Annotated in this window: 19 protein-coding genes; 13 read left to right on the top strand and 6 right to left on the bottom strand. The window is 72.9% G+C overall.

All coding sequences use genetic code 11. The annotated features are described in order from the left end of the window. Nucleotides 1–28: 28 nt before the first annotated feature. From ACH4D3_RS30290 to ACH4D3_RS30275, 4 genes are all read right to left on the bottom strand, one after another. Nucleotides 29–1009 carry a DNA-3-methyladenine glycosylase family protein gene (locus tag ACH4D3_RS30290; RefSeq protein WP_398328523.1) on the bottom strand — a complete coding sequence of 327 codons (981 nt, stop codon included), beginning with the start codon at nt 1007–1009 and terminating at the stop codon, nt 29–31. A gap of 111 nt (nt 1010–1120) precedes the next feature. Then, nucleotides 1121–2464: a coenzyme F420-0:L-glutamate ligase gene (locus ACH4D3_RS30285; protein WP_398328520.1), complete on the bottom strand. Its 1344-nt coding sequence runs from the start codon at nt 2462–2464 to the stop codon at nt 1121–1123. Beyond that, a complete protein-coding gene (gene cofD / locus ACH4D3_RS30280) occupies nt 2461–3420 on the bottom strand; it encodes a 2-phospho-L-lactate transferase (RefSeq protein ID WP_398328517.1) in 960 nt (319 codons plus the stop codon). The genes ACH4D3_RS30285 and cofD overlap by 4 nt, the downstream gene beginning before the upstream one ends. Before the next feature lie 52 nt (nt 3421–3472). Further along, nucleotides 3473–3967 (bottom strand): cysteine dioxygenase, encoded by a 495-nt coding sequence (locus ACH4D3_RS30275; protein ID WP_398328514.1) that lies wholly within the window; start codon nt 3965–3967, stop codon nt 3473–3475. A 686-nt stretch (nt 3968–4653) separates the two neighbouring features. On the opposite strand from ACH4D3_RS30275, the gene ACH4D3_RS30270 reads away from it, so the two are divergent. From ACH4D3_RS30270 to ACH4D3_RS30260, 3 genes are all read left to right on the top strand, one after another. Further along, the gene (locus tag ACH4D3_RS30270; protein ID WP_003975777.1) at nt 4654–4917 is read left to right on the top strand and encodes a WhiB family transcriptional regulator; all 264 of its coding nucleotides are present in this window, start codon (nt 4654–4656) and stop codon (nt 4915–4917) included. A 188-nt stretch (nt 4918–5105) separates the two neighbouring features. After that, the gene (locus ACH4D3_RS30265; protein WP_398328511.1) at nt 5106–8939 is read left to right on the top strand and encodes a glycosyltransferase; all 3834 of its coding nucleotides are present in this window, start codon (nt 5106–5108) and stop codon (nt 8937–8939) included. Next, nucleotides 8936–10453 carry a DUF5719 family protein gene (locus tag ACH4D3_RS30260; RefSeq protein ID WP_398328508.1) on the top strand — a complete coding sequence of 506 codons (1518 nt, stop codon included), beginning with the start codon at nt 8936–8938 and terminating at the stop codon, nt 10451–10453. The genes ACH4D3_RS30265 and ACH4D3_RS30260 overlap by 4 nt, the downstream gene beginning before the upstream one ends. A gap of 29 nt (nt 10454–10482) precedes the next feature. Here ACH4D3_RS30260 and ACH4D3_RS30255 read toward each other — a convergent pair whose 3' ends face one another. Beyond that, entirely contained in the window at nt 10483–10935 is a 453-nt protein-coding gene (locus ACH4D3_RS30255; protein WP_063628643.1) for a metallopeptidase family protein, read from the bottom strand. A 295-nt stretch (nt 10936–11230) separates the two neighbouring features. Here ACH4D3_RS30255 and ACH4D3_RS30250 point away from each other — a divergent pair, with 295 nt between their 5' ends. The 9 genes from ACH4D3_RS30250 to ACH4D3_RS30210 all read left to right on the top strand — a co-directional run bounded on the left by ACH4D3_RS30250 (nt 11231) and on the right by ACH4D3_RS30210 (nt 21294). After that, a complete protein-coding gene (locus ACH4D3_RS30250; protein WP_102928736.1) occupies nt 11231–11653 on the top strand; it encodes a DUF3499 domain-containing protein in 423 nt (140 codons plus the stop codon). A gap of 176 nt (nt 11654–11829) precedes the next feature. Beyond that, nucleotides 11830–13446 (top strand): L-lactate permease, encoded by a 1617-nt coding sequence (locus ACH4D3_RS30245; RefSeq protein WP_398329043.1) that lies wholly within the window; start codon nt 11830–11832, stop codon nt 13444–13446. A gap of 91 nt (nt 13447–13537) precedes the next feature. Beyond that, nucleotides 13538–14902, top strand: coding sequence for a phosphomannomutase/phosphoglucomutase (locus ACH4D3_RS30240; protein ID WP_398328505.1), 1365 nt, complete (start codon nt 13538–13540; stop codon nt 14900–14902). Nucleotides 14903–15147: 245 nt separating this feature from the next. Further along, nucleotides 15148–15318, top strand: coding sequence for a Trm112 family protein (locus ACH4D3_RS30235; protein ID WP_007450268.1), 171 nt, complete (start codon nt 15148–15150; stop codon nt 15316–15318). Between the two features lie 87 nt (nt 15319–15405). Next, on the top strand, nt 15406–16533 hold the full coding sequence (locus ACH4D3_RS30230; RefSeq protein ID WP_398328501.1) for an SIS domain-containing protein: 1128 nt from the start codon (nt 15406–15408) through the stop codon (nt 16531–16533). 50 nt (nt 16534–16583) lie between these two features. Then, complete coding sequence (manA, locus tag ACH4D3_RS30225) at nt 16584–17735, top strand: mannose-6-phosphate isomerase, class I (protein ID WP_398328498.1); 1152 nt, start codon at nt 16584–16586, stop codon at nt 17733–17735. 114 nt (nt 17736–17849) lie between these two features. Next, nucleotides 17850–18830 carry a cation diffusion facilitator family transporter gene (locus ACH4D3_RS30220; protein ID WP_398328495.1) on the top strand — a complete coding sequence of 327 codons (981 nt, stop codon included), beginning with the start codon at nt 17850–17852 and terminating at the stop codon, nt 18828–18830. Between the two features lie 281 nt (nt 18831–19111). Next, the gene (ahcY, locus tag ACH4D3_RS30215) at nt 19112–20569 is read left to right on the top strand and encodes an adenosylhomocysteinase (RefSeq protein WP_398328492.1); all 1458 of its coding nucleotides are present in this window, start codon (nt 19112–19114) and stop codon (nt 20567–20569) included. Nucleotides 20570–20679: 110 nt separating this feature from the next. Beyond that, nucleotides 20680–21294 (top strand): hypothetical protein, encoded by a 615-nt coding sequence (locus ACH4D3_RS30210; protein WP_398328489.1) that lies wholly within the window; start codon nt 20680–20682, stop codon nt 21292–21294. Nucleotides 21295–21313: 19 nt separating this feature from the next. On the opposite strand, the gene ACH4D3_RS30205 is transcribed toward ACH4D3_RS30210, so the two are convergent. After that, nucleotides 21314–22285: an RDD family protein gene (locus ACH4D3_RS30205; RefSeq protein WP_398328486.1), complete on the bottom strand. Its 972-nt coding sequence runs from the start codon at nt 22283–22285 to the stop codon at nt 21314–21316. A gap of 126 nt (nt 22286–22411) precedes the next feature. Here ACH4D3_RS30205 and ACH4D3_RS30200 point away from each other — a divergent pair, with 126 nt between their 5' ends. Next, nucleotides 22412–23419: a stage II sporulation protein M gene (locus ACH4D3_RS30200; RefSeq protein WP_398328483.1), complete on the top strand. Its 1008-nt coding sequence runs from the start codon at nt 22412–22414 to the stop codon at nt 23417–23419. Nucleotides 23420–23739: the final 320 nt, after the last annotated feature.

Genomic DNA, 23739 nt, shown 5'->3' with positions numbered 1-23739 from the left:
CCCGGGCGCCAAGGCAGCCCGGGACCACCTACAACCGCTCAATGCCCCGCGGAGCCATCCGCGGCGCCCGCCGCTGCGGCACCCGCCCACTCAGCAACACCAACCGAGCCGCCCGATGCCGCTGCCCCGCATACGGCTCGAGCAACCGCAGCATCTCCGCGTCATCCGCGTACCGGTCCCCACCCAGCGCGAACCCCACGATCCCCGGCAGATGCAGATCCCCCACCGTCACCGCGTCCGGCGCCCCATGACTGCGCTGCACGGTCTCCGCGGACGTCCACGGCCCCACCCCCGGTACGAGCTCCAGCCGCTCCCGCGCCGCCGCCGGCTCCATCCCCGCCGCCTCCTCCAGCCGCGCGGCGACCCGCACGGCCCGCAGGATCGTCGACGCCCGCTTGTCGTCCACCCCGGCCAGATGCCACTCCCAGGACGGGATCAGCGCCCACGTCCGCGCCGCCGGCATCACACACATCCGCCCGGGCGCGGGCCCCGGCGCCGGCTCCCCGAACTTCCGTACGAGCAGCCGCCACGCCTGATACGCCTCCAGCGTCGTGACCTTCTGCTCCAGGACCGACGGGATCAACGACTCCAGCACCAGCCCGGTCCGCGTCAGCCGCAGCCCCGGCCGCCGATGGGCCGTGACCGCCAGCAGCCGGTGCCGCGGCACGAACGCGGTCGGGTCGTCCTCGGCGCCCAGCATCAGCGGCAGCTGCTCCAGCAGCCACTCGGCCCCCGGCCCCCAGGCCTCGCCCCGCACCTCGCCGCCGCGCGCGGTGACCCGCAGCGTGCCCGGCCCGGCGGGCGTCCGGCCGGCCCGCCACACCGACCCGTCCGGCATCGTCCGGAAGGTCGGATCGCCCGGCCCGCGCCGCAGCGGACCGAGCACCAGCCCCAGGTCCAGCGGCCCGTCCGGCACCCACACCCGTACCCGGCCCGGCGCGAGTGCTTGCCGGGGTATCCCGTCGCGCACGACGGCGCGCGGGGGCCGGGGAGCGAAACGTCCTGCCACGAGTGAGGTCCTTGGGCGAAAGGGGAAGGGGCGAAAGAGAAAGAGACAGAGGAGGGAGGAAAGGGAGGGACGGACGGGAGGGAGAAGGGAGCCCCTACGAGAGTAGAGGGCTCACCGCACCTCGACGAACGCCTCCGCGTCCCGCTCCGGCCGGGCCTTCGGCTCCTCGGCGGGATGGCCGACCGCCACCGCCCCCATCGGGTCCCAGTCGCCCGGCAGCCCCAGCACCTCCCGCACCACGTCCCGGCAGAACATCGTCGAGGACACCCACGCGGAGCCCAGCCGCTCCCCGGCGAGCGCGACGAGCAGGTTCTGCACCCCCGCGCCGGTGGCGACCACGAACATCTCCCGCTCGGCCGCGTCGCGGCGCACGTCCCCGTAGGTGTGCGAGCCGTCCATGACCAGGCAGGGGACGACGAGGTAGGGCGCGTTGCGCAGGACGTCGCCGCGCCGCACGCGCTTGGCGACGGACTCCTCGCTCTTGCCGTCGCGCCGCAGGTCCGCGATCCAGGCGTCGCGCATCGCGTCGAGGAGCCGGGTGCGGGTCTCCTGGGACTCCAGGAGCACGAACCGCCACGGCGTCGTGTGGTGCGGCGCCGGTGCGGTCACCGCCGCGGCCACCGCCCGCCGTACGGCACCGGGATCGACCGGCTCGTCCGTGAAGGCCCGCACCGTACGGCGCTGGTTGACCGCCTGGCGTACCGCCTCCGAGGTGCCGAGGCGGAACATGTCGTCGCGCGCGCCGCGCACCAGCGCCCGCGCGCCCTCGCCGTCGTCCTCGGCGACTACCTGCGGCAGCCCGCGCAGGACGGCGACGGGCAGGCCCGCGGCCTTGCCCTTGACCAGGTCGCCCGCCGCGGCCAGCTCGTCCGCGGTGGCGACGACGGTGGCGCCGAGCGGATTGCCGTGCGCGTCCGTGCCGCCGCGCAGGTCGTCGAGGACGCGGACGCCCGCGGCACCGATCGCCACGTCGGTGAGCCCGGCCCGCCAGGGGCGCCCGAAGGTGTCGGTGACGACGACGCCGACGTCCACGCCGAGCGTGTCGCGAAGTCCCTCGCGGATGCCGCGCGCGGAGGCGTCGGGGTCCTCGGGGAGCAGCAGCACGGTCCCGGCCGGGGTGTTGGAGGCGTCGACGCCCGCGGCCGCCATGACCAGGCCCTGGCGGTTCTCGACGATGCGCAGCGGGCCGCGCCGGGCCACCACCCGTACCGTCTCGGCGTCGATGGCGGCCTCCCGGTCGGCGGCCTCGACGACCCGGCCCTCGGCCTTGGACACGATCTTGGACGTGACGAGCAGCACGTCCCCGTCGGCCAGCGCGGGCTCGGCGGCCGCGATCAGCTTGGCCAGGTCGTCGCCGGGCCGCACCTCGGGCAGTCCGGGCAGGGCCCACACCCGGTAGCCGTCCCGGTCGCCGCCCCGGCGGCCGGGAGCGTCGTCGCGCTTCTCGTCGCTCATGCCTCCCGCACCTCCGCCGCCAGCGTCAGCGCCTCCCGGGCCATCTGGGCCGTCGCGTCGAGGTCGGTCATCATCAGCGGTACGGCGCGGCAGAGGACGCCGGCCGCCCTGACCCGGGTGACGGCGTCCGCGTCGACCGTGTCGACCAGCCAGCCGTCGAGCAGGCCCGAGCCGTAGTGCTCGGCGACCGCGGCGGCCGTGGACTCCACGCCGACCGCGGCGAGCACCTTGTCGGCCATCCCGCGCACGGGTGCGTCGCCGACGATGGGGGAGAGGCCCACCACCGGCACCCCGGCGTCGGCGATCGCCTCGCGGATGCCGGGCACGGCGAGGATCGTGCCGATGGAGACGACCGGGTTGGACGGCGGGAAGAGGATCACGTCCGCCTCCCCGATGGCCTCCAGGACGCCGGGGGCCGGCTTGGCCTGCTCGGCGCCGACCGGCACGACCGCCTCGGCGGGCACGGAGGCGCGCAGCCGCACCCAGTACTCCTGGAAGTGGACCGCCTTGCGCTCCCCGTCCAGCTCGACCGCGACATGCGTCTCCACGCGGTCGTCGGTCATCGGGATCAGCCGCACACCGGGCTTCCAGCGGTCGCACAGCGCCTCGGTCACCGCGCTCAGCGGAAAACCCGCGGTGATCATCTGCGTCCGCACGATGTGCGTGGCGAAGTCGCGGTCGCCGAGGCCGAACCACTCGGGGCCGACGCCGTACGCCGCCAGTTCCTCCTTGAGGTGGAAGGTCTCGTCGGCGCGACCCCAGCCCTGCTCCTCGTTGATGCCGCCGCCGAGCGTGTACATCACCGTGTCGAGGTCCGGGCAGACCTTCAGCCCGAAGAGGTGGATGTCGTCCCCGGTGTTGCCGATGACCGTGATGTCCGCGTCCGGCGCGGCCTGCCTGAGACCACGCAGGAACCGGGCACCACCGATGCCGCCTGCCAGAACCACAATGCGCATGGCCCCAGTCTTGCAGGCGGGTACGACAGTGCGTCAGCCAGTCGTCACCGCGTCAGCCGGTCGTCACCGCGGCGGCCGAGCACTGCGGGGAGTGCATGGGCATCTCGGTCAGGCCCGGGTAGTAGACGTGCAGGCTGACCGCAGGCTCCAGCGCGTCGTTGACCACCTCGTGCACGTACCCCGGCGCGAACACGCGCTGCGTACCGGCGTCCAACGCGCGCGTGCCGCGCTCCGTGTGCTCGGTGAGAGTGCCCTCCAGGACCGTCCACACGCCGGAGGAGGGACCGTGGTCGTGGCGTCCGCTGCCCTGTCCCGGCACCCAGGACAGCAGCCAGACCTCGTACCCGGGGCCGGTGCGCAGCCGGTGGTACCAGCGGGTCGTCGCGTCGTACCGGACGAGGTGGCCCCACTCGGCGCGGTCGGCGGCGACCGCGCGGAGCAGACCGGCGAACTCGGCGACGGTGACCGGGTGCTCGCGCGGAGCCTGCAGCAGGTGGGGGACTTCGAGGATGTCGCCGGCGATCTGGAGGTCGCTGTCGCTGTTCATGGGTGCGGTGGTTCCTCAACGGAAGAGTGCGGCTGAGCGGAGCGAGGACGAAGCACGCCCTGGTGGGGCGGGAACGGAGCAGTCGAGTCGCGTGGACTCGGGGACAGCCGGAGCGCGGTTGGCTCAACAGCTGGAACAGCGGCAACAGCTACAGCGAGCGCGGGCAGCACCGTGGGACCCGGCGATGCGGGTCGAGGCGAGCGCCAAGTTCGCGAGCATGCCCCCAAGGACAGCGGTTCACACAGGCACTGTCAACTCGATGACCGTTATGTGGGACATGTTTCACCTCATCCGGTTGATCGTCCTGCCGAAAGGTTTGCTCAGCCGGCTTCCGGGACACATGGCGCACAAGCCGGGCGCACAACCCCCGTTGCGATCCCGTGATCCGAATGTGATCAGGTTCGCTTCGGCGCGTGTATCGGAACGGGATCGAACGCCGGGGCGTCCTTCCTGGTGCGGGTGTGAATCGGGACAGGTGTCCCGGTGGGCCTCATCGGTATGTCGAAGTTTATGGCGATTTGAACACTTACTGCACGGGCTTGGTTCCGCAGAGTGAATAAGAGGCCCAATAGCAGATCTCGGCTTGACTCGCCCGGAGCAGCACACTTGTAATTTCACTCGTGTCGTTCAGCCGGAATCGGTAACGGCTAGATCACGGGGACGCGAAAGACAGACGAGGGGCGCACATGACCGAGCTGGTGCAGCAACTGCTGGTCGACGACGCGGACGAGGAACTCGGCTGGCAGGAGCGCGCACTGTGCGCCCAGACCGACCCCGAGTCCTTCTTCCCCGAGAAGGGCGGCTCCACCCGCGAGGCCAAGAAGGTCTGCCTCGCCTGTGAGGTCCGCTCCGAATGCCTCGAGTACGCCCTTGCCAACGACGAGCGCTTCGGCATCTGGGGCGGCCTGTCCGAGAGGGAACGCCGCCGGCTCAAGAAGGCCGCGGTCTGAAAGCGCCGCCCGACGCAGCGGCAGAAACGGCCCGAACAGCGAGAACGGCCCGTCGCGGGTGGGTTGTCCACAGGCGGCGGGCCCTCTTGCTGCCCAGCCGATAGTGTGGGCGCTCGTCCGAGACGCCCCGCCACCCTCAACGGGCACGGGCGTCCACCGCAGTCCACCGAACCGGGGCCCGTACCTCGATGTCCGTGCAGAGTCACACGGCAGCCCAGCAAGACCTCGCTGCCACACCTGAGTTCCCGCGTCACGTGGTGACCGCGGTCCTCGTCGCCCATGACGGAGCCCGCTGGCTGCCCGACGCGCTCGCCGGGCTGCTGGGCCAGGAGCGCCCCGTCCAGTACGCCGTGGCCGCCGACACCGGCAGCGCCGACGACTCCTCCCGGCTGGTCGCCGAAGCCCTCGGCGACGACCGCGTTCTCCACCTCGCCCGGCGCACCGGCTTCGGCCAGGCCGTGGAGGAGGCCACCCGCACCGCCCCCGTCCTCACCCCCGAGGACCTGCCGTACCTGAGGCGGCCCAGCGGCTGGGACCCCGTCACCCGCTCCTGGCGCGACGACGCCTACGACATGCCGGAGCTGCCCCACGGAGAGCCCGTCCAGTGGCTGTGGCTGCTGCACGACGACTGCGCCCCCGAACCCGACGCCCTCGCCCAACTGCTGCGCGTCGTGGACACCGAGTACGAACTCGGCCGCGACGACGTCGCCGTCGTCGGCCCCAAGCTGCGCGGCTGGTACGACCGCAGGCAGTTGCTGGAGGTCGGCGTCTCCATCGCCAACTCCGGCCGCCGCTGGACCGGCCTGGACCGTCGCGAGCAGGACCAGGGCCAGCACGACCACGTCAGGACCGTGCTGTCGGTGTCCACCGCCGGCATGCTGATCCGGCGCGACGTCTTCGAGCGGCTCGGCGGATTCGACCGCAGGCTGCCCCTGATGCGCGACGACGTCGACCTGTGCTGGCGCGCGCACGCCGCCGGACTGCGTGTCCTCGTCGCCCCGGAGGCGGTCGTCCGGCACGCCGAGGCGGCCTCGCGCGAACGCCGCGCCGTCGACTGCGCGGGGCGCACCACCGCCTCACCGCACAAGGTGGACAAGGCCGGTGCCGTCCACACCCTCCTGGTCAACGTCCGCACCGCCGTCCTGCCGTGGGTGCTGCTGCGCGTCGTCCTCGGCACGCTGCTGCGCACCGTCGCCTACCTCGTCGGCAAGGTCCCCGGCCAGGCCCTCGACGAGATCCGGGGCCTGCTGGGCGTCCTGCTGCGGCCCGAGCGGATCATCGCGGGCCGTCGCGAACGCGGCCGCCCGCAGGTCGAGAAGGACGAACTGCGGCCCCTGTTCCCGCCCCCGGGCGCGACCGTCCGGGCCACCGTCGAGCAGGTCGCGGGCGACCTCTTCGGCAGCTCCGACGCCGAGGCCGCCGCGGGCGCCGGACGGCACGGCGGAGGCATCGAGTCCGGACCGGGCGGCGACGACGCCGACTTCCTGGAGATCGAGCAGTTCGCCCGCCTCAAGCGCATCGCCCGCAAGCCAGGACCGGTGCTCTTCCTGGTGCTGCTGCTGGTCTCACTGGCCGCCTGCCGGGCGCTGCTCGGCGGCGGCGCCCTGGCGGGCGGCGCGCTGCTGCCCGCACCGGCCGGCGCCGGTGAGCTGTGGTCGCGGTACGTGGACGCCTGGCACACGGTGGGCACCGGCGGCACCGCCTCCGCACCGCCCTACCTGGCGATCGTCGCCACCGTCGCGTCCCTGCTGCTCGGCTCCACCGGACTCGCCGTCACCCTGCTGATGGTCTGCTCGGTGCCCCTGGCCGGTGCCACCGCCTACTTCGCCTCCCGCCCGCTGGTCCCGTCCCGGCTGCTGCGCGCCTGGGCCGCCGTCGCCTACGCTTTCCTGCCCGCCGCCACCGGCGCGCTCGCCGGCGGCCGCATCGGCACCGCCGTCCTCGCCGTACTGCTGCCGCTCATCGCGCGCGCGGGCGTCGCGGCGGCCGGCCTGTCCGGCTCCTCGGGTGCCCGCGGCAGCTGGCGCGCCACCTGGGCGTACGCCCTGCTCCTCACCGTCACCACCGCCTTCACGCCCGTCGTGTGGCCCGTCGCGCTGGTCCTCGGCATCGGGGTGCTCGCCCTGCGCCGCGGCGAGATCACGGCGTACGGGCCGCGCTTCCTCGCCCAGCTCGGCACCCCGCTGCTGCTGCTCGCCCCCTGGTCGCTGTCGCTGCTGCCGTTCGGCTTCTTCGACGAGGCCGGGCTCGAGTACGGCTCCTCGGCCGCCTCCGCCCTCGACCTGCTCGGCGCCAGCCCCGGCGGCCCCGGCACGGTGGGCGGGCTGCTCCTCCTCGGCATCGTGCTGGCCGCGCTGGCCGCCCTGCTGCGCTCCGAGCGGCAGTTGGGCGTCCGGACCGCCTGGGCCGTCGCCCTGGTCGCCCTGGTCTTCGCGGTGCTGTCGAACCGGTCCGCCTGGGCCGGCCCCGCCACCCTCGTGTACGGCATCGCCCTGCTGTCCGCCGCGACCCTGGGCGCCGACGGGGCGCGCTTCCGCGTGGCCGAGCAGAGCTTCGGCTGGCGCCAGCCGGTCGCCGCCCTGATCGCCCTCGCCTCGGCACTCGGCCCGCTGATCGCCGCCGCCGGCTGGATGTTCGGCGGCGCCGACGGCCCCGTGGAGCGCCGCGATCCCGTGCAGGTGCCCGCGTTCGTCGCCGAGGAGAGCCACACCCGCGACCAGGCCCGCACCCTCGTCCTCGACAGCGACTCCGCCGCGCACGTGGGCTACATGCTGGTGCGCGGCTCCGGCGCCCGCCTCGGCGACGGCGAACTGGCCTCCGGCGACGGCGGGAACGGCACGCTGGACAAGGTCGTCGCCAACCTGGTGGCCGGCTCCGGCGCCGACCAGGCCGACCAGCTCGGCGGGTTCGCCGTGCGCTACGTGCTCGTGCACAAGGGCGCCCCCCGCGAGGTCACCCGCGTGCTGGACGCCACGCCCGGACTGAGCAGGCTCAGCCAGCAGGACGGCAGCGGACTGTGGCGGGTGGACCAGGAGGTCGCGCGCGCGACCATCGTGTCCGGCGACAAGGCCGGAGCCGGGAAGTCCGGTGGCGGCGAGCCCGAGCCCGTGGCGGCCGGACCTGTGGAGATCCACACCGACATCGAGGCGGGCGCCGAGGGCCGCGTGCTGCGGCTCGCCGACACCGCCGCCGAGGGCTGGACGGCCACCCTGGACGGCAAGCCGCTGGCCCGCACCACGGTCGACGGCTGGGCCCAGGGCTTCGAACTCCCCGCCTCCGGCGGCCGGCTGGACGTCACCTACGACGACCCGTTCACGCACACGGCCTGGCTGTGGGCCCAGGGACTCCTCGCCGTCGTCCTGGTCGTCCTCGCCCTGCCCGGCAGGCGCCGCGACGTCGACGACGACCTGCCCGACGAGCCGCTCGTCCCCGCCCAGCCCGTCGAGGGCGAAGGACGCCGGGCCCGGCGACTGCGGGCCCAGGCCGAAGCCGAAGCCGAAGCCGAGGTCGAGATCGAGGCCGGGGCCGGGGCCTTCGCGGAGGCGGAGCCGGGCCCCGAGGCAGCGGGCGACGCCACCGAGGTGCCCGAGCCGCCGGCGCAGGCCCCGGTGCCGGTCCCGCAGCAGCAGGCGTACGGCGAATGGGACACGACGGGCTACACCGGCGCCGGTTACGGCTCCTACGACGGCTCCTACGGCGGTGAGCAGTACCAGGGCGCCCAGCAGTACGACCCGGGCGCGTACGGACAGCAGCCCTACCAGGCGGCGGACCCGTACCAGGCGGACACCTACCAGGGCGGTCACGGCGGCGAGGGCGGTCAGGGCGCGCAGTACGGGACGGGCCAGTACGACCCCTACGCCTACGGCGACCCGACGCAGGCTCAGGAGGGCGGGTACGACCCCGCCTACGACCAGGCGTACGGACAGGGCGGATACGACACGCCGTACGACCCTTCCCAGCCCCAGCAGCCTCAGCAGCCCCACGGCACGGGCAGTGAGCGTCCCGACGGGAGCCAGCAGTGAAGCGCACGACCCTGTCCCTGATCGCCTGTGCGACGGCGCTCGCCGCCGTCACCGGGTTCGCGGCCGTGTCCGCCCCGGAGGACTCCGGCACGGACACGGCCGCACCGGCCGCCCGGCTGCCCGTGGAGCGCACCAGCCTGCTGTGCCCGGCGCCCAGCACCTCCGACCTCGCCGAGACCGCGTACACGTCCTTCACGCCCGTCACACAGGGCGCCGACGAGAAGGGCAGCGCCGCCCTCGCGACGGCGGAGTCGGCCGACGCCACCGAGGACGGCAAGGACGGCGGGAAGGACGAGAAGGACGAGAAGGACGGCGGGAAGGAGAAGCCGGTCCTCCAGCCCAAGGCGCCCGGCACTCCCGCCGCCGGGAAGGCCGCCGGCGCCGACACCCCCGCGCTCATCGGCACCGCCGAGGGAAGCAGCGCGCCCGGCTGGACGGTCCAGCAGACGACGGAGGTCGCCGTCGGGACGGGCCGGGGCCTGCAGGGCGTCAACTGCGCCGCCCCGGACACGGAGTTCTGGTTCCCGGGCGCCAGCACGGCGGCCGGCCGCACCGACTACGTGCACCTGACGAACCCCGACGACTCGGCCGCCGTCGTCGACATCGAGCTGTACGGCAAGGACGGAGCCCTCAAGTCCACGGTGGGGGAGGGCGTCACGGTGCCGCCGCACGGCAGCGAGTCCCTCCTGCTGTCCACGCTCAGCGACGTGAAGCAGACCGACCTGACCGTGCACGTCGGCGTGCGCAGCGGGCGGCTCGGCGCCGCGGTGCAGGCCCTGGACGACAAGACCGGCGGCGACTGGCTGACCGCGGCCGCGGACCCGGCGGGCGAGCTGGTGCTGCCGGGCATCCCGAAGGACGCCACCGCCGTACGCCTGGTGCTGTTCACGCCCGGCGGCACGGACGCCGACCTGAAGGTGCGGCTCGCCTCGCCGTCCGGTCTGATCACGCCCGCCGGTCATGAGACAGTGCACGTCAAGGCGGGTATGACGACCGGCGTCGACCTCGGCGAGGTCACCCGCGGCGAGGCGGGTTCGCTGGTGCTGACGCCGACGGACCGGTCCGTGCCGGTCGTGGCCGCGGTCCGGGTCGTGCGGGGCAAGGGCGACGAGCAGGAGTCCGCGTTCATCGCGGCCTCCGACCCGGTCGGTGCGCGCGCGACCGTCGCGGACAACCGCGCCAAGAGCACCACACTGGCCCTCTCCGCGCCCGGCGAGGCGGCGAAGGTCAAGGTCACGGCATCGGCGGGCACCGAGGGCGGCACGGCCGCGACCAAGACGTACACGGTCAAGGCGGGCACCACCCAGAACGTCGACGCACCGGTTCCCGCCGGACTGAAGGGCTCCTACGCGCTGACCGTCGAGACCGTCTCGGGCGGTCCCGTCCACGCGTCCCGCACCCTGACGGGTTCGGACGACGACGTGGCGGCCTTCACCGTCCAGACCCTCCCCGACGACCGGGGCACGGTCTCGGTGCCGAACGCGGACGAGGACCTGTCGGTGCTGCAGAAGTAGCGGCGGCGGGGGGCGGGGCCCTCCGCCGCTCAGTCCTCCCCGTACCGGGGATCCACCGTCTCCGGCGTCAGCCCGAGCAGCTCCGCGACCTGCTCGACGACGACCTCGTGCACCAGCAGCGCCCGCTCGTCCCGCCCCTTGGTCCGGATCTCCACCGGCCGCCGGTAGACGACCACCCGCCCCCGCCGCCCGTCCCGCGAGGGCACCATGCCCCCGAGCGGGACCGCCTCGTCGTTCCAGGCCTCCCCGGCCTCGGCCGGGCGCGGTACGTCGAGGACGAGGAAGTCGATGTCGGCGAGCTGCGGCCAGCGCCGCTCCAGGCGCTCCACGGAGTCCTGCACCAGGTCCGCGAACACCTCGCCACGGCTCGCCGCGAGCGGCACCTGCGGCGGCGCGACCGGACCGCGCATGCCCCGGCCGTGGCGATCACGACGGCGGGGTCCTGGGCGGCCGGCATCACGGGGCGTCACGGGGTTGTCCATCACTGGTGAAGGGTAGTCCCCGCCGAGGCCGCGTGCCCGACCGCACGGGCACCGCGGGCGGCGTGGCGGCGGCCCGTCCCCGCTTGTCGCCGGATGACCATTCCAGCCAAGGTTGGGCTCAATTCCGTATCTCTCCGCGACCGTGGAACTCAAGGCAAATGTCGTTGTTTGTATCGGGTCGTGACCGCTTCCCGGGCCGCGCGGGGCCTCCGGAACCGGGGTCCGCGCAGGTCAAAGGGGCCTGTTCGGAGGGGGCCGTAGCACGTTTCACGCCACGACACGGGGGTGTGACCCGGTGGAGAGTCGTCGCGGCCCGCTCAAGAGTGCGGTACCGTCCAACATCGTGAGCCCTGTACGTCGCTGTTCGCGCACCGCTTGCGGCCGTCCCGCCGTCGCGACGCTGACGTACGTCTACGCCGACTCGACCGCGGTCCTCGGCCCGCTCGCCACCTACGCCGAACCCCACTGCTACGACCTGTGCGCCGAGCACTCCGAGCGCCTCACCGCCCCGCGCGGCTGGGAGGTCGTCCGCCTGCTCGACGGATCCGCCCCGGCCCGCCCCAGCGGCGACGACCTGGAAGCGCTTGCGAACGCGGTGCGCGAGGCGGCCCGGCCCCAGGAACGGGCGGCCGAGGCCGGCGGTGGCGCACGCACGGCCGATCCGATGGAGGTCGCGCGCCGCGGCCACCTGCGCGTGCTGCGCTCGCCGGACAACTGAGCCCCGTTCAGCCCGTTTACCTCGTTCACCCCGTTCAGGGGACCCGCACCCTTCACTCGTAGTGGCCTCGGTCACATCCGTTGCTGCACACCCATTGACGCCCCGTTGTCGCGGACACGACCATTCCGGAAGCCGCGAGAAATCGCTTTCGCATGGCGGAATCCGGGGAGGCGTCCGTGTACGTGCAGGAACTGGAACCCGTCGCCGGTTCGCTCGGCCTGTCCGCCCTGGTGGCGGCCCTGCCACTGGTGATCGTCCTCGTGCTGCTGGGCGGCGTCCGCATGAAGGCGCACCTGGCGGGCCTCATCGGCCTCCTGGCCGCCGTACTGGTCGCCTGGCTCGCCTACGGCATGCCGCTCGACCAGACCGCCTCCAGTGCCGTGCAGGGAGCGGTTTTCGGCCTCTTCCCCATCCTGTGGATCGTCGTGAACGCCCTGTGGGTCTACCGGATGACCGTCCGCACCCGGCACTTCGACATCCTGCGCCGCTCCTTCGGCCGCCTGTCCGACGACCCCCGCATCCAGGCCCTCGTCGTCGCCTTCTGCTTCGGCGCCCTCCTGGAGGCCCTCGCCGGGTTCGGGGCGCCCGTCGCGATCTGCTCGGTCATGCTCGTCGCCCTCGGCTTCGACCCCGTACGCGCCGCCGTGGTCTCGCTGGTGGCCAACACCGCCCCGGTCGCCTTCGGCGCGATGGGCACCCCGGTGGTGACGCTGGCCCAGGTCACCGGGCTGCCCCTGGACGACGTCGCCTCCGTGGTGGGCCGTCAGACGCCCCTGCTGGCCCTCGTCGTACCGCTGCTCCTGGTCGCCCTGGTGGACGGGCGGCGCGGACTGCGCGAGACCTGGATCCCCGCGTTGGCCTGCGGAGTCGCCTTCGCCGTCGCCCAGTTCGCCGCCTCCAACTACGTCTCCGCCCAACTCGCCGACATCGCCGCCGCCCTGATCGGCGCCGGTGCCCTGGTCGCCGTACCGCACTCCCGCCGGCCCGCCGCCGAGCCTGTACGGGCATCCGTACTGACCGGTGCGCGCAGCGAGGAACTGGACGAGCGGGACTCCCCCCGTGAGGTCGTGCGGGCGTACGCGCCCTACGCGCTGATCGTCGCCGTGTTCTCCGTGGCGCAGATCCCGGCGGTCAAGGACTGGCTGGCGAAGGCCACGCAGTCCTACGACTGGCCGTTCCTGGACGTGCTCGACCCCGAGGGCAAGCCGGTCGGCGGCAACGTGTTCTCCTGGCCGATCGTCTCCACCGGCGGCACGCTCGTGCTGTTCGCCGGGCTGGCCACCGCCGTCGTCCTCGGCGTGCACGCGCGCGTGGCGTTCAAGGAGTGGCTCGCGACCGTCCACGAACTGCGCTTCGCGATCCTCACCGTCACTTCGGTCCTCGCCCTCGCCTACGTCATGAACCTCTCCGGACAGGCCGCCACCATCGGCCACTTCGTCGCCGCGGCCGGTGCCGGACTCGCCTTCCTCTCCCCGGTCCTCGGCTGGTTCGGCGTCGCCGTCTCCGGCTCCGACACCTCCGCCAACGCCCTCTTCGGCGCCCTCCAGGTGACCGCCGCGCGGGAGTCCGGCCTCTCGCCCGAGCTGCTGGCCGCCGCCAACAGCTCCGGCGGCGTCCTCGGCAAGATGATCTCCCCGCAGAACCTCACCATCGCCTGCGCCGCCGTCGGGCTCGCGGGCCGCGAGGGGGACCTGCTGCGCAAGGTGCTCCCCTGGAGCCTCGGCCTGCTGCTGGTCATGTGCCTGATCGTGGTCGGGCAGTCCACGGCGGTCCTGGGCTGGATGCTGCCCTGACCTCAGGGAACCTCAGGGAACCGTCCGGGCGGCCCGTCGGTCCTTACGGGGTAGTTTGTGGGCTCCGACAGGACTTTCAGGAAGGTTGGCCGTGGCTGCTGATCTGTCGCAGATCGTGAAGGCGTACGACGTGCGCGGTGTCGTCCCGGACCAGTGGGACGAGTCGCTGGCCGAGCTGTTCGGCGCGGCCTTCGTCGAACTGACCGGCGCGGGCGCCATCGTGGTCGGCCACGACATGCGGCCCTCGTCCCCGGGCCTGTCCGGCGCCTTCGCGCGCGGCGCGGCGGCCCGCGGCGCCGACGTGACCGGGATCGGCCTGTGCTCCACCGACCAGCTGTACTACGCCTCCGGCGCGCTGAACCTGCCGGGCGCCATGTTCACGGCCTCGCACAACCCGGCCCAGTACAACGGCATCAAGCTGTGCCGCGCGGGCGCCGCCCCGGTCGGCCAGGACACCGGCCTCGCCGAGATCCGCGCCCTGGTGGAACGCTGGAGCGAGGTGGGCGCCCCGGAGCCGTCCGCCCGCCCCGGCACGGTCACCCGGCGCGACACCCTCGCCGACTACGCCGCCCACCTGCGTTCCCTGGTCGACCTCACCGGCATCCGCCCCCTCAAGGTCGTCGTCGACGCGGGCAACGGCATGGGCGGCCACACCGTCCCCACGGTCTTCGCCGGCCTGCCCCTCGACCTGGTGCCGATGTACTTCGAACTGGACGGCACCTTCCCCAACCACGAGGCCAACCCCCTCGACCCGGCCAACCTCGTCGACCTCCAGCGGCGCGTCCGCGAGGAGGGCGCCGACCTCGGCCTCGCCTTCGACGGCGACGCCGACCGCTGCTTCGTCGTCGACCAGGACGGCGAGCCGGTCTCCCCGTCCGCCGTCACCGCCCTGGTGGCCGCTCGCGAGCTGGCCCGCAACGGCGGCAAGGGCACGGTCATCCACAACCTGATCACCTCCTGGTCGGTCCCGGAGGTCGTACGGGAGAACGGCGGCACACCGGAACGCACGCGCGTGGGCCACTCCTTCATCAAGGCCGAGATGGCCAGGACCGGCGCCATCTTCGGCGGCGAGCACTCCGCGCACTACTATTTCCGGGACTTCTGGAACGCCGACACCGGCATGCTGGCCGCCCTCCACGTCCTCGCCGCCCTCGGCGAGCAGGACCGCCCGCTGTCCGCCCTGGTCGCCGCCTACGACCGCTACACCGGCTCCGGCGAGATCAACTCCACTGTCGACGACCAGCAGGCCCGCCTCGCCGCGATCCGGGCCGCCTACGAGGGCCGCGACGACGTCACCGTCGACGACCTGGACGGCCTCACCGTCACTTCGGCCGACTGGTGGTTCAACGTCCGCCACTCCAACACCGAGCCACTGCTCCGCCTCAACGCGGAGGCCCGCGACGAGGCAACGATGACGAAGGTGCGCGACGAAGCCTTGGCGATCATCCGCGCCTAGTCGCGGGCAGCCGTGCCGCCCCCGCCGTCGGCGGGCAGTCGTGCCGTCCCCCCCGGCCGCTGCGGGCAGTCGTGCCGCTGGGGCGGCACGGGTGGGCGCAGCGGCACCCCGCGAGCGCCGGGCCACGCGACCGCCTCCCCAGCACCAACGCCGGGTTCAAGATGGGCCACCCGCACGAGCCCCGCCCCGGCGGTACCCTGACCAGCACATCCACACACGCCCCACCGCCCCCGAAGGGAACCCCCATGCCGCTCGAAGCCGGCCTCCTGGAGATCCTCGCCTGCCCCGCCTGCCACGCCCCCCTCAAGGAGCAGGACGCGGAGCTGATCTGCACCGGCCAGGACTGCGGCCTGGCCTACCCGGTGCGCGACGGCATCCCCGTCCTCCTCGTCGACGAGGCCCGCCGCCCCGAGTAACCGCCTCCCAGGCGACCGGCAACCCGGCGACGACCCCGCGCACCCGCGCATCCGAACGAACGCCCCGGCGATCGGAGACCTGCCGCCATGCTCGACGAATCGCTCCTCGACGCCCCGGAGCGCCTCACCGAGGCCGACCGCCGCGGCCTGCTCCGCGGCGCCGCCGAGGCCGGTGCCCGCGTCCGCACCGCCGCCCGGCACGCCGCCGAGGCCGGCGTCGGCAACCTCAAGCCGGACGGCCGCCCCCGCGCCGTACTGATCGCGGGGCCCGGCGCCGCCGCCACCCACGCCGCCGACCTCCTCGGCACCCTCGCGGGGGCGGGCAGCCCCGTCACCCGCCTCGCCCCCACCGGCGTGGCCCCCGCCGCGGGCGCCCTGCGCTGGGAACTGCCCGGCTGGGCCGGCTCCGTGGACCTCCTGCTGATCGCCACCCCCGACGGCGCCGAGCCGGGCCTGTCCCTCCTCGCCGAACAGGCGTACCGCAGGGGCTGCACGGTCGTCGCCGTCGCCCCCGCCCGCTCCCCGCTCAACGATGCGGTGAGCGCCTCGCGCGGCCTGTTCATCCCGATGGCGACCGCCCCCTACGACCACGACGAGCCCCTCGCCGGTGCCGCCCCGGGCGTCCTGTGGGCGCTGCTCACGCCGCTCCTCGCGCTGCTGGACCGCACCGGCCTGCTCGAGGCACCGCCCGAGGCCATCGACAAGGTCGCCGACCGCCTCGACCGGGTCGCCGAACGCTGCGGGCCCGCCATCGTGACCTACAGCAACCCCGCCAAGACCCTGGCGTCCGAGCTGGCCGAGTCCCTCCCCGTCGTCTGGACCGAGGGCACCTCCGCCGGACCCGCGGGCCGCCGCTTCGCCGCCGCCCTCGCCGAACTGTCCGGCACCCCCGCCGTCGTCGCCGACCTGCCCGAGGCGCTCGCCGCGCACAACGCACTGCTCGCCGGCCGGCTCGCCGCCGGCGCCGACCCCGACGACTTCTTCCGCGACCGCGTCGAGGAACCGGCCGCCCTCCACGCACGCGTGGTGCTCCTGCGCGACCGGCCCACCGGTGGCCTCACCGCCGCCCCCAACGCCCGTGAGCTGGCACTCGGCCACGACACGCCGATCAGCGAGCTGGAACCGGAAGAGGGCGGCGAACTCGAGACCCTCGCCGAACTGATCGCCATCACGGATTTCGCCGCCGTTTACCTGGCGCTCGCCTCGGGAGCCTGACCCCGGCGCACCATCGCCCACGCACACGCACGCACCGGCAGAGAGAGCCCATGGACCGCCTCGACAACACCGTCCGCCCCTACGCCTGGGGTTCCACCACCGCGATCCCGACCCTGCTCGGGACCGAGCCGACCGGCGAACCGCAGGCGGAGATGTGGATGGGCGCCCACCCCGGCGCCCCCTCCCGCACCGGCCGGGGCACCCTCGCCGAGGTCGTGGACGCCGACCCCGAGAAGGAACTGGGCGCCGCCTCCGTGGCCAGGTTCGGCCCCCGGCTGCCCTTCCTCCTCAAGCTCCTCGCCGCCGGCGCCCCGCTCTCCCTCCAGGTCCACCCCGACCTCGCCCAGGCCAGGGCCGGTTACGAGGACGAGGAGCGCCGCGGCGTCCCCCTGGACGCCCCGCACCGCAACTACAAGGACGCCAACCACAAGCCCGAACTGATCTGCGCCCTCACCGACTTCGACGGCCTGTGCGGCTTCCGCGCCCCGGCCGACACGGCCGACCTGCTCGACGGCCTCGGCGTCGCCTCCCTCAAGCCGTACGTCGACCTGCTGCGCGCCCACCCCGAGGACGCCGCCCTGCGCGAGGTCCTCACCGCCATCCTCACCGCCGACCCCGAGGAGATGTCCCGCACGGTCACCGAGACCGCGGCCGCCTGCGACCGTCTCGGCGGCGCCTACCGGCCGTACGCCGACATCGCCCACCACTACCCGGGCGACCCCGGCGTCCTCGCCGCGATGCTGCTCAACCACGTCCGGCTCCAGCCCGGCGAGGCCCTCTACCTCGGCGCCGGCATCCCCCACGCCTACCTCAACGGCCTCGGCGTCGAGATCATGGCCAACTCCGACAACGTCCTGCGCTGCGGCCTCACGCCCAAGCACGTCGACGTCCCCGAACTCCTGCGCATCGTCCGCTTCGAGGCCGGCGACCCCGGCATCCTGCGCCCGGAGGCGTCCCCCGACGGCGAAGAGGTCTACGACACCCCGACCGACGAGTTCCGCCTGAGCCGCTACGTCCTGCCCGAGGGCACCGGCACCCACGACCTCACCCTGCCCACCCCGCAGATCCTGCTCTGCACGGCAGGCACCGTACGGGCGGGCGAGCACGAACTGGCCCCCGGCCGCTCCGTCTTCGTCCCGGCGCACGAAAAGGCCGAAGTGTCCGGAACCGGCACGCTCTTCCGGGCCACCGTGCGCGTCTGACCCGCGCCCGACGGGGCATCCGGCACACCGGGGCCCGCACGGGCTGCAACAATGGCGCACCGCAAAGGCGGGGCAAAGCCGGCCACAGTTGAAGGCGAAGGGACAACGCGACACATGAGCGCGTCAGGCGGTACCAAGGCGATCGTGGCGGCACTGCTCGCCAACCTCTCGATCGCGGTGGCGAAATTCGTGGCGTTCCTCTTCAGCGGATCGTCGTCGATGCTCGCCGAGTCCGTGCACTCCCTCGCCGACTCCGGCAACCAGGGTCTGCTGCTCCTGGGCGGCAAGCGCGCCCAGCGCGAGGCCACCCCGCAGCACCCCTTCGGCTTCGGCCGCGAGCGCTACATCTACGCCTTCCTCGTCTCCATCGTGCTCTTCTCCGTCGGCGGCATGTTCGCCCTCTACGAGGGCTACGAGAAGATCAAGCACCCGCACGAACTGGAGCATTGGTACTGGCCGGTGGGCGTCCTGGTCTTCGCGATCATCGCCGAGGGCTTCTCCTTCCGGACCGCCATCAAGGAGTCCAACCCCCTGCGCGGCAAGAAGTCCTGGAAGGAGTTCGTCCGCCACGCCAAGGCTCCGGAGCTGCCGGTCGTCCTGCTGGAGGACCTCGGCGCCCTCGTCGGCCTGATCCTCGCCCTCGGCGGCGTCGGCCTCGCCCTGCTCACCGGCGACGGCGTCTGGGACGGCATCGGCACCCTGTGCATCGGCATCCTGCTCATCCTGATCGCGCTGGTCCTCGCCGTCGAGACCAAGTCCCTGCTGCTCGGCGAGGCCGCCGGCGTCGAGGTGGTCCAGCAGATCGAGGCCGCGGCCGTGGCCGGCGACACCGTCACCGGCATCATCCACATGCGCACCCTCCACCTCGGCCCCGAGGAACTGCTCGTCGCCGCCAAGATCGCCGTCCGGCACGACGGCACGGCCACCGAGATCGCCTCCGCGATCGACGCCGCCGAGTCCCGTATCCGCGAGGCGGTCCCGATCGCCCGCGTCATCTACCTGGAGCCGGACATCTACAGCGAGTCCGAGGCCGCCAAGGGTCCCGACCCCGAGGCGACCCCCGGCGGCCCGACCGCGCCGCCTGCCGCCCACTGACCGACCGCCCCGCGACCGTCATCACCCTGCGTGAACGTCCGGAAGTGTTCGGAGGCGGACTGGGGACGGCGGGCGCCCGCGGTGTAGCTTGGGACGGAGCCAGACGTCGCTGCTGATGGCGGTCGGGCGGTCCAGGACGGACCGGCCGAGGGAGAGAGGGCCTCCGACGGACTGCGCTGCGCGTACGCGGGCATGCCTGTGTCCTCTTCGGGGCACCCCTGTGTCCGCCGCCGCGCAGGTCAGCCGTACCCACCTCGACCCAACCCGAGGAGCAGCCCGTAATGACGACTGTCGACAGCCGACAGGACTTCAAGGTCGCCGACCTCTCCCTGGCCGCGTTCGGCCGCAAGGAGATCACCCTCGCCGAGCACGAGATGCCGGGCCTGATGGCGATCCGCAAGGAGTACGCCGAGGCCCAGCCGCTCGCCGGCGCCCGCGTCACCGGCTCCCTGCACATGACCGTGCAGACCGCCGTGCTCATCGAGACCCTGGTCGCCCTCGGCGCCGAGGTCCGCTGGGCCTCCTGCAACATCTTCTCCACCCAGGACCACGCGGCCGCCGCCATCGCCGTCGGCCCGAACGGCACGCCCGACAACCCGCAGGGCGTCCCGGTCTTCGCCTGGAAGGGCGAGACCCTCGACGAGTACTGGTGGTGCACGGAGCAGGCGCTGACCTGGCCCAACACCCCCACCGGCGGCCCGAACATGATCCTGGACGACGGTGGCGACGCCACCCTCCTCGTCCACAAGGGCGTCGAGTACGAGAAGGACGGCAAGGTCCCCTCGGTCGACACCGCCGAGTCCGACGAGCACCGCGTCATCCTCGAACTCCTCACCCGCACGGTCGGCGAGAGCCCGCAGAAGTGGACCCAGCTGGCGTCCGAGATCCGCGGCGTGACCGAGGAGACCACGACCGGCGTCCACCGCCTGTACGAGATGCACCGCGACGGCACCCTCCTGTTCCCGGCGATCAACGTCAACGACGCGGTCACCAAGTCGAAGTTCGACAACAAGTACGGCTGCCGCCACTCCCTCATCGACGGCATCAACCGCGCCACCGACGTCCTGATCGGCGGCAAGACCGCCGTCGTCTGCGGCTACGGCGACGTCGGCAAGGGCTGCGCGGAGTCCCTGCGCGGCCAGGGCGCCCGCGTGATCATCACCGAGATCGACCCGATCTGCGCCCTGCAGGCGGCGATGGACGGCTTCCAGGTCACCACGCTGGACGAGGTCGTCGACAAGGCCGACATCTTCGTCACCACGACCGGCAACAAGGACATCATCATGGCCAAGGACATGGCCAAGATGAAGCACCAGGCCATCGTCGGCAACATCGGCCACTTCGACAACGAGATCGACATGGCCGGCCTCGCCCAGACCCCCGGCATCGTCAAGGACGAGGTCAAGCCGCAGGTCCACACCTGGACCTACCCCGACGGCAAGGTGCTCATCGTCCTGTCCGAGGGCCGCCTGCTGAACCTGGGCAACGCCACCGGCCACCCGTCGTTCGTGATGTCCAACTCCTTCGCGGACCAGACCCTGGCCCAGATCGAGCTGTTCACCAAGCCCGACGAGTACCCGACCGACGTCTACGTGCTGCCCAAGCACCTGGACGAGAAGGTCGCCCGGCTCCACCTCGACTCCCTCGGCGTCAAGCTGACCACGCTCCGCCCGGAGCAGGCCGACTACATCGGCGTCAAGGTCGAGGGCCCCTACAAGGCGGACCACTACCGCTACTGAGTCACCGGTTCCTCCGAGGCAGGCCCCCGCACCCCCGTGCCGGGGGCCTGCCCCATTGGCGCCGCGGCCGCGTCAGCGGCCGGACCAGCCCGTCACCATCCAGGACACCCATGCCCCGCGGCCGTTATTCGCTCCATGATCCGCACGACCACACCCCCCTCGCAGAAGAACACTTCCAATGCGCACCCGGCCCCTCCGGCTGGCGCTACGTCTCCCGGCTGACCACGCCCACCGGGGACCACCACGGCTCCGTCGACCTCGCCCTCGACGAACTCGGCCGCCCCATCCGCCTCGAACTCCACGCCGCCGACTGGCAGGTCCGCGGCGCCGCCATCGACGGCGTCACCTGGGTCCGGACCGACCCCACCGGAATCCATGCCACCGAAGGCAATGCGCGCGCCCACGCCTTCACCGGCACCTCCCCGGCCTTCCTCGTCGCCGTCGCCCGTCTCCTGCGCCTCACCCCCTCGGAATCAGCCACTCGTGTACGCCTCGTCGCCCTCACCGACCCGGTCCTCGCCCCCCGCACCGTGGACCAGTCCTGGGCCTTGCTGAACAGAGAAGCACACGCCACTGACAACGGCCCCCTCACCGTGGACGAATACCAGGTCACAGCCCTGGACACGGGCGAGCAGCAGGCCGTGCACATCGCCGGCGACGTCGTGCTCGCGGCCCCCGGGATCGAGCTGGAGGACCTGGAGACACCACCGTCCGTGTTCCCGTGAGCGGCCCGGCCTGCCCTGCCTACGCGGGCGGCACGAACCCGGTACCTGAGCGGCGATCCGACGGCACGTCCCGCGGCGCTTCGAGGCCGCCACCCGCCGACGGCGCCGACGGCGCGGACGGCGCGGACGGCGGGGCAACCGGCGGGGCGGTCGGCACGGATGGCGGGGCGGTCGGTACGGCCGGCCGGCCGGACGGCGCCGGAGCCACCGGCACCGACCCGGCAGCCGTCTCCTCCGCCAAAGCGCCGCCGAACGCCCGCCGGGCCTCCCGGGCCTGCCGTTCCTGCAGCACCGCCGCCAGATACGCGGGCGGCGGCACCTCCCGCGGCACCGGAGCCCCCGTACGCGCCGCCACGTCCGCGGCGAGCCGCTCGGCCATGGCCCAGCCGACCCGCGGATCCAGCTGACCCATCCGCGCCAGGTACTGACGGACGGCAAGCCACAGATCATCGGGCACCGCGGACAGGTCGAGCCCCGAGAACCGCCCCGCCAGCCAGGGCGGAGGCGGCGGCATGAAGCCCGCCGACGAGAACGGCACCCTCTCCCGCACGACGAGGGTCCCGGCGAACACGTCGCCGAGCCGTCGTCCCCGCGCCGACACCAGCGAGGCGACACAAGCGATGACGCCGAGCGTCATCAGGATCTCGATCACCCCGATCAAGCCCCGCACCAGCGAGTGCCGGAACCGGATCGGCCCGCCGTCGTCCCGCACCACCCGCAGCCCGCACGCCATCTTCCCGAGCGACCGCCCGTGGCTCAGCGTCTCGACGGCGATCGGCCCGCCCACCAGTACGAGGACGAAGGTCGCGATCGACAGCGCGGTCTGCGCGGCCACGTCCAAGGACGCGGTGGCCACCATCAGCGCGACGGTCACCGCCACGTAAACGGCCACGGCCACCGCCAGATCGAGCAGGACGGCCAGTGCCCTGCTGGGCAGCTTCGCGGGGCGCAGCTCCAGCGCCACGGCCTCGCCCGTCACCAGCTCGCTCACGCCCGCCGTCCTTCCCCTGACTGCCCCCGTCCCCGCCAGTCTGCCAAGCTGAGGACGCACCGCGCCGCAGTACGACAAGCTGATCCACGACGAGCCGCCGACGATAGCCGAGGAGCAGGCACACCGATGGACCTCGACGTCTTCGTCTCCGCCCACCGCGCGGAGTGGGACCGCCTCGACGCCCTCCTCCGGCGCCGGCGTCGTCTGACCGGTCCGGAGACGGACGAACTCGTCGCCCTCTACCAGCGCACGGCCACCCACCTGTCCCTGATCCAGTCCAGCGCGCCCGATCCCCAGCTGACCGGACGACTCAGCCAACTGGTGGCCCGCGCGCGCAGTGTCGTGACAGGTACCCGACGCGCCTCCTGGCGCGACGTCACGCGGTTCCTGACCCAGCAGTTTCCTGCGGCCGTCTACCGCGCCCGCCACTGGTGGGTCCCCACCGCCCTCCTGTCGACCGCCGTCGCGGCCCTCCTGGGCTGGTGGATCGGCACCCACCCGGAGGTGCAGTCCACCATCGCCGCCCCGAGCGAACTGCGCGAGCTCACCCGCCCCGGCGGCCAGTACGAGACGTACTACTCGAGCAACCCGGCGGCCTCGTTCGCAGCACAGGTGTGGACGAACAACGCCTGGGCCGCCGCGCTCTGCCTCATCCTGGGCGTCTTCCTGGGGCTGCCCGTCATCTGGATCCTCTTCCAGAACATGCTCAACCTCGGTGTCGGCTTCGGTCTGATGTCGTCGGCCGGCCGCCTCGACACCTTCCTCGGACTGGTCCTCCCGCACGGTCTGCTCGAACTGACGGCGGTGTTCGTCGCCGCGGGCACCGGTCTGCGCCTGGGCTGGACCCTGATCGACCCAGGTCCCCGTACGCGGCGCATCGCCCTTGCCGAGGAGGGCCGGGCCGCCATCGGCATGGCGGTCGGCCTGGCCCTCGTCCTCTTCGTGTCCGGCGCCATCGAAGGATTCGTCACCCCGTCCGGCCTGCCCACCTGGGCCCGCATCACCATCGGCGTCGTCGCCGAGCTGGCCTTCCTGGCCTACGTCTACGTTCTGGGCGGCCGTGCCGTGCGCGGCGGCGACACGGGTGACGTCGAGCCCGGTGAACGCAGCGCCACGGTGCCAACGGCCGCCTGATGTGCATCCACCCCTGGCTAGCTGCTAGTGTCCTCTTCGTTCCCGCAAGAGCCGTTGACACGGAGCGAGCGGGGAGGTAGATTCGAACAGTTGCCTGGAGACGGGTTCACCCCAGAGGGCAGCAGCGAACATCTATCAGCTTCTCCGAATCAACGAATTCGACGAAGCACTCTCCCGATGAATCGGAAACGAAGGCCGGTAAGACCGGCCCGAAAGTTCTGATAAAGTCGGAACCGCCGGAAAGGGAAACGCGAAAGCGGGAACCTGGAAAGCACCGAGGAAATCGGATCGGAAAGATCTGATAGAGTCGGAAACGCAAG

It is taken from the genome of Streptomyces sp. NPDC018026 (genome assembly GCF_044327745.1).
GTDB lineage: Bacteria > Actinomycetota > Actinomycetes > Streptomycetales > Streptomycetaceae > Streptomyces > Streptomyces rubrogriseus.
This window is presented reverse-complemented; position numbering and strand designations above follow the sequence as displayed.

Excerpts from the sequence above, each read along its gene's own strand:
- ACH4D3_RS30255 (WP_063628643.1), bottom strand. The coding sequence starts at position 10,935 with ATGGACAACCCCGTGACGCCCCGTGATGCCGGCCGCCCAGGACCCCGC.
- ahcY (WP_398328492.1), top strand. The coding sequence starts at position 19,112 with ATGACGACTGTCGACAGCCGACAGGACTTCAAGGTCGCCGACCTCTCC.
- ACH4D3_RS30285 (WP_398328520.1), bottom strand. The coding sequence starts at position 2,464 with ATGAGCGACGAGAAGCGCGACGACGCTCCCGGCCGCCGGGGCGGCGAC.
- cofD (WP_398328517.1), bottom strand. The coding sequence starts at position 3,420 with ATGCGCATTGTGGTTCTGGCAGGCGGCATCGGTGGTGCCCGGTTCCTG.
- ACH4D3_RS30265 (WP_398328511.1), top strand. The coding sequence starts at position 5,106 with ATGTCCGTGCAGAGTCACACGGCAGCCCAGCAAGACCTCGCTGCCACA.
- ACH4D3_RS30220 (WP_398328495.1), top strand. The coding sequence starts at position 17,850 with ATGAGCGCGTCAGGCGGTACCAAGGCGATCGTGGCGGCACTGCTCGCC.
- ACH4D3_RS30235 (WP_007450268.1), top strand. The coding sequence starts at position 15,148 with ATGCCGCTCGAAGCCGGCCTCCTGGAGATCCTCGCCTGCCCCGCCTGC.
- ACH4D3_RS30210 (WP_398328489.1), top strand. The coding sequence starts at position 20,680 with ATGCCCCGCGGCCGTTATTCGCTCCATGATCCGCACGACCACACCCCC.
- ACH4D3_RS30230 (WP_398328501.1), top strand. The coding sequence starts at position 15,406 with ATGCTCGACGAATCGCTCCTCGACGCCCCGGAGCGCCTCACCGAGGCC.
- ACH4D3_RS30200 (WP_398328483.1), top strand. The coding sequence starts at position 22,412 with ATGGACCTCGACGTCTTCGTCTCCGCCCACCGCGCGGAGTGGGACCGC.
- ACH4D3_RS30270 (WP_003975777.1), top strand. The coding sequence starts at position 4,654 with ATGACCGAGCTGGTGCAGCAACTGCTGGTCGACGACGCGGACGAGGAA.
- ACH4D3_RS30275 (WP_398328514.1), bottom strand. The coding sequence starts at position 3,967 with ATGAACAGCGACAGCGACCTCCAGATCGCCGGCGACATCCTCGAAGTC.
- manA (WP_398328498.1), top strand. The coding sequence starts at position 16,584 with ATGGACCGCCTCGACAACACCGTCCGCCCCTACGCCTGGGGTTCCACC.